General features: G+C 62.7%; 6 protein-coding genes and 2 pseudogenes. 7 read left to right on the forward strand and 1 reads right to left on the reverse strand.

Features of this window, described 5'->3' with window-relative positions:
- Positions 1–117: pseudogene (locus EOA28_RS40440) on the forward strand (tRNA methyltransferase); the annotation flags it as partial.
- Positions 118–325: 208 nt separating this feature from the next.
- A complete protein-coding gene (soxR, locus tag EOA28_RS25820) occupies positions 326–769 on the forward strand; it encodes a redox-sensitive transcriptional activator SoxR (RefSeq protein ID WP_127251094.1) in 444 nt (147 codons plus the stop codon).
- Positions 770–791: 22 nt separating this feature from the next.
- On the opposite strand, the gene EOA28_RS25825 is transcribed toward soxR, so the two are convergent.
- Positions 792–1,049 (reverse strand): hypothetical protein, encoded by a 258-nt coding sequence (locus EOA28_RS25825; protein WP_042639873.1) that lies wholly within the window; start codon positions 1,047–1,049, stop codon positions 792–794.
- A 112-nt stretch (positions 1,050–1,161) separates the two neighbouring features.
- Between EOA28_RS25825 and hemF the strand changes: the two genes are divergently transcribed.
- The 5 genes and pseudogenes from hemF to EOA28_RS25850 form a co-directional block, all read left to right on the forward strand.
- Complete coding sequence (gene hemF / locus EOA28_RS25830; RefSeq protein WP_128315421.1) at positions 1,162–2,076, forward strand: oxygen-dependent coproporphyrinogen oxidase; 915 nt, start codon at positions 1,162–1,164, stop codon at positions 2,074–2,076.
- 258 nt (positions 2,077–2,334) lie between these two features.
- Positions 2,335–2,595 carry a DUF1344 domain-containing protein gene (locus tag EOA28_RS25835; RefSeq protein WP_127251096.1) on the forward strand — a complete coding sequence of 87 codons (261 nt, stop codon included), beginning with the start codon at positions 2,335–2,337 and terminating at the stop codon, positions 2,593–2,595.
- Between the two features lie 274 nt (positions 2,596–2,869).
- Complete coding sequence (locus tag EOA28_RS25840) at positions 2,870–3,055, forward strand: DUF1059 domain-containing protein (protein WP_095766497.1); 186 nt, start codon at positions 2,870–2,872, stop codon at positions 3,053–3,055.
- Between the two features lie 279 nt (positions 3,056–3,334).
- Positions 3,335–3,913, forward strand: coding sequence for a hypothetical protein (locus tag EOA28_RS25845; RefSeq protein ID WP_127251097.1), 579 nt, complete (start codon positions 3,335–3,337; stop codon positions 3,911–3,913).
- A gap of 265 nt (positions 3,914–4,178) precedes the next feature.
- A pseudogene (locus tag EOA28_RS25850) lies at positions 4,179–4,600 on the forward strand (peptidase S8 and S53 subtilisin kexin sedolisin); the annotation flags it as partial.

A 4,600-nucleotide genomic window follows, 5' to 3' on the forward strand; every position in this document is an offset into this window, starting at 1 on the left:
GTCCACCAGGCGGCGGATGCCCGACTGACCATTCCGATGCGGCCGGGCGCACGCAGCATCAATGTCGCGCTGTCGGTCGCCATGGTCGCCGGCGAAGCGCTCCGCCAGATCGACTAAAGCAATTCCAGGAAAAGTGTGAAACGGTTTTCCGCCCGGAATTGCGTCGAAATAATGAGCCAGCTTTCGCGCCTCCGCGCTATCCCGAATCGCCATCCCTTCCGCCGTCATTCCTGCCCAGGCGCACATCGCCTTCTCCTGCAATTGCCCTATCGATATTTCCTGGCTACAAGCTCAACTTAACTTGAGGTCAAGCAGGAATTTGAGAATGGCTCCGGTAAAGGAATTGACGGTCGGCCAAGTGGCGATGCGCAGCGGCGTCGCGGTATCGGCGCTGCATTTCTACGAGGCGCGCGGGCTGATCCGCAGCCATCGGACGGCTGGCAACCAGCGGCGCTACGGCCGCGATGTGCTCAGGCGCGTTGCGATCATCCGCGTTGCCCAGGAGGTCGGCATCTCGCTTGCCGACATTGCACGGGCGTTCCAGTCCCTGCCCGAAGAGCGCACGCCGACGCGCGAGGACTGGAACCTGCTTTCGACGGCCTGGCGCGACGAGCTCGATCAGAAGATCGCCCAGCTCAAGAAGTTGCGCGACGGCCTGACCGACTGCATCGGCTGCGGCTGCATGTCGATCGACAAATGCCCGCTGAGGAACAAGGAAGATCGGCTGGCCCGGGAGGGCACGGGCGCGAGAAGGCTGGCGGTGCGCTGACGGGTTGGCCGCCAAAGATGTCTCAGTCGGCCGCCGGCAGCCGGCGCATGGTGAATTCGATCACATCGCCTGGGCGTTCGAACCAGCTTTCGATCTCGGTCCAGTAGGCCTGCTTCGGAAAGCGCTCGAACCACTCCTTGGCCTTGAGGCGGGCGGCGGGCCTCGGCAGCACGAAGGTCTCGCGCAGGAAACCGTCGCGCGGCAGGTTTGCGCGCTCGGCGCGCGAGCGCTCCAGCCTCTTCTTCAAGCCATCCAGCGGCGGTCTTGCCGGGGTGCGCACGAAGGAACTCCTTTGCACCTGGATCAGACAGGACTTGACCCTTGTCTTTAACAGATTAGGGATCGCGCGCAGAAAAAACGAGTCATTTGTCGGCCGCGACTGGAGACAGCTTTTGGAACGACCCGAAATACCGGTGGGGTTGCCGGCCGACATCGAGCAGAAGAAGATGAAGGCCCGCCTCTGGTTCGAAGCGCTGCGCGAACGTATCTGCGCCACCTTCGAGCAGCTCGAGCAGGAGCTTCAGGGACCGCTGTCCTCATGGTCGCCCGGCCGTTTCGAGAAGACGCCCTGGGAGCGCGACGAAGGTCGCGGTGGCGGCGGCACCATGTCGATGATGCGCGGCCGCGTCTTCGAGAAGGTCGGCGTGCACACCTCGACGGCCCATGGCGAATTCTCGCCGGAATTCAGGAAGCAGATACCCGGCGCCGAGGAGGATCCGCGCTTCTGGGCAAGCGGCATCTCGCTGATTGCGCATCCCTGGAACCCCAACGTGCCTGCCGTGCACATGAACACGCGCATGGTCGTCACCACGCGCCAATGGTTTGGCGGCGGCGCCGATCTGACGCCGGTGCTCGACCGTCGCCGCACCCAGGACGACCCCGACACGATCGCCTTTCATCGCGCCATGCAGTTCGCCTGCGAGAAGAACGCCGCGGTCGCCGACTATCCCAAATTCAAGGCCTGGTGCGAAGAGTATTTCTTCCTGCCCCACCGCAATGAGCCGCGCGGCATCGGCGGTATCTTCTTCGACTGGCTGCATTCGGAAGAGGACAAGGGCGGCTGGAACGCCGATCTCAATTTCGTCCAGGATGTCGGCCGCTCCTTCTTGGTCGTCTATGCCCATCTGGTTCGGGGCAACTTCAACCAGAACTGGACCGATGCCGAGCGCGACGAACAGCTGATCCGCCGCGGCCGCTACGTCGAATTCAACTTGCTTCACGATCGCGGCACCATCTTCGGCCTGAAGACCGGCGGCAATGTCGCCTCGATCCTGTCCAGCCTGCCCCCCGAGGTAAAATGGCCGTAACGATCAGGTGAGCGCGGCCGTGGCCGCATTGCTGTCCCATTCGTCGAATCTTGGCGCGCAATGTGGCGAGGATGATATCTTTTTCGTCTAATATCCTTTTGAAAGAATTGAGTTATTTAGGGTCGTCGGGTCGGGAAGCGCCGGCGGTCGAAGCGGAGACCTCTTGTCTCCCGCCGGCCGTGACCCGACGCGACTTGACGGCCCTGACCAAGGAAGGTGCCTGATCGAACGGGCACCCGCATTCCAGGAGAGCATGCCATGCGCAAGCTTATCGTGACGGCGGCAGCCGCCGCATTTCTCGCCTCCGGTGGCGCCGCATTCGCGGCGGTCAAGCACATCACCGGCACCGTGAAGAGCTTTGACGGAACGGCCATGAGCCTGGTTCTCGAGGATGGATCGACCTTCAAGCTGTCCAAGGCCTTCAAGGATCCCGGCATTCAGGCCGGCGAGAAGGTCCGCGTGTCCTGGGACATGAGCGGCAAGAACAAGATCGCCGAGGCCGTCAAGATCATGAAGTAACGGCTGGAGCAATTCCAGGAAGCTGCTCGGGAGGCATAGCAGGGTCAGGCGGCGCGAAGGGCGGAGAACCAGTGCTCCGCCCTTCGGGTCATGCTTTGCCGCGCCGACCGATCTCGGCCACTTCTTCGTGCAACCGAAAGCGGCGGCATGTGTTATTGATATCCATCCGGGCAATCCTGCGAAAACGTACATCGGCCTTCGGCGGGATTGCACATAAGACAAATGGCTGGAGCGCTCTGGCTGAGCGGCCCCGTCGCGAGGAAAGGAAATCCCCATGAAGGAATTTCAATGCGGATCGCTGGTTCCCGGCTGTGACTGGCACACGCGCGCCGAGGAAGAAGCGGAGGTCATGCGCCGCGCCGTCGAGCATATGCGCGAGACGCATGGCGAGACCGTCATTCGCGAGACCATGATCGAGGCGATCCGCTCGCGCATCCAGAAGGTTCGCGACGCCGCCTGACCGGCCCGATCGCAGGCTTCCCACACGTCACCAGCCGGCAAGGCTGGCGGGACATTGCTTCCGGCGCATCCGCCCTCTTTTGCCGGCGATCCTCCGACCGCCGGCAACGGCGCTATTCGCATATTTCCAGCGAATTCTTATATTCATAACAGCTTAGATAACTTGGCGGTAACGGTCTGCGTGCGATTCTCCCGCGCATGATCCGGCCAGAGGCGGCTGCCCGAGAAGCCCTTCGCCGTCAAGGCGCTGTCCGGAATGGTGGGGCGAGGTGCTTCGCGCATGCGCGAGCGGTCCAACATCCGAGGCGGTTTCTGCACGGCGGTGCTCTTGGCGTGCGCGTTCCTCTTTGCGCCCGCCGCGGCCGCGCAGGAATGGACCACCTCGCTCGTCGATGTCCATCAGGGTTCTCCGCTCAGCGACAAGGCCAGGGGCCTCGGCACTGGCGGCTATGAATTGCAGAGCGGAAGCTGGGTCTCCTTCAGCCGTTGGTATCACGCGAGTTGGGTCGACATGCATGTCGACTTCCTCACTCAGATCACGCCCGATACGGGCTTTCTCTGGGGGTTCGGCACCGGCGAGCAAGCCGAGAAATATCGTATCGAGCCGAGCCTCAAGCTCGGATTTCTCACCCAGACCCATCCGAATCCCAACAGCACCCTGTCCCTGTCGGTCACCACTACAATCGGCGGCAACCTGACGGAAAAGCCCTGCGAGGCCGACTACGGCGAGTTCGGAACCTACAGCGTCAATTGCCGGCTGGCGGCGGGCGAGACCGCGCCTGAGGAAACGCTGAAGTATCTGGTCAGCGCCAGGCCGGAGACCATGCATCTCTGGCTGAACTACCGTCTCACTTTCTGATCGGAGGGGCAGGCAAATGAAATCATCTTGTCCCGAAACTCACGATCTGCCGTCCTCGTTCTGTCTGACTGGAGAATGAACATGTCGGTTAAGTCCTTGAAGTTCGGCCTCGCCGCCGCCTTGGCACTTCTTTCGGCGCCGATGGCATCGGCGCAGGAAGCTCTCAGCCCGGACGAAATGGGCCGCGCTCTGCCATGGCGGCGGGTCCATCTGCGTAAGCGCAACGATCCCGGTCACGCGCAAGACGCAGGCCGTGCAGAGCTGGATGAGCCCCGACGTCGGCGCCGCATGGGCCGCCGGCTACAAGGGCAAGGGCGTCACCATCACCATGGTCGACGACTTCAGCAGCACGTCGCGCTTCTCCGGCAATTTCGGAATCGGCGTGCAGACGCAGCGGCACGGTGAATGGACGCGCGAGGAGGCAAGCATGATCGCTCCCGCGGCAACCATTCGCTCCAAGGATTTCTCGACCGGCACGTATGTCCCGCTGGCGGGCGGCCGCAACGTGCTCAACCTCAGCTATGGCATGTACACCAGCGCGGGTTACAGCGTGAACCAGATCGGCTGGGCCCCGGAAGAGGCGTCGATCATATCGTATGCAACCAAAGGCACGGCCATCGTCTCGAAGGCGGCCGGCAACGACGCCGTCGCCGGTGGCGCGGCCATCAACGGCCAGCAGGACTATCT

This window comes from Mesorhizobium sp. M2A.F.Ca.ET.067.02.1.1 (genome assembly GCF_004023285.1).
GTDB lineage: Bacteria > Pseudomonadota > Alphaproteobacteria > Rhizobiales > Rhizobiaceae > Mesorhizobium.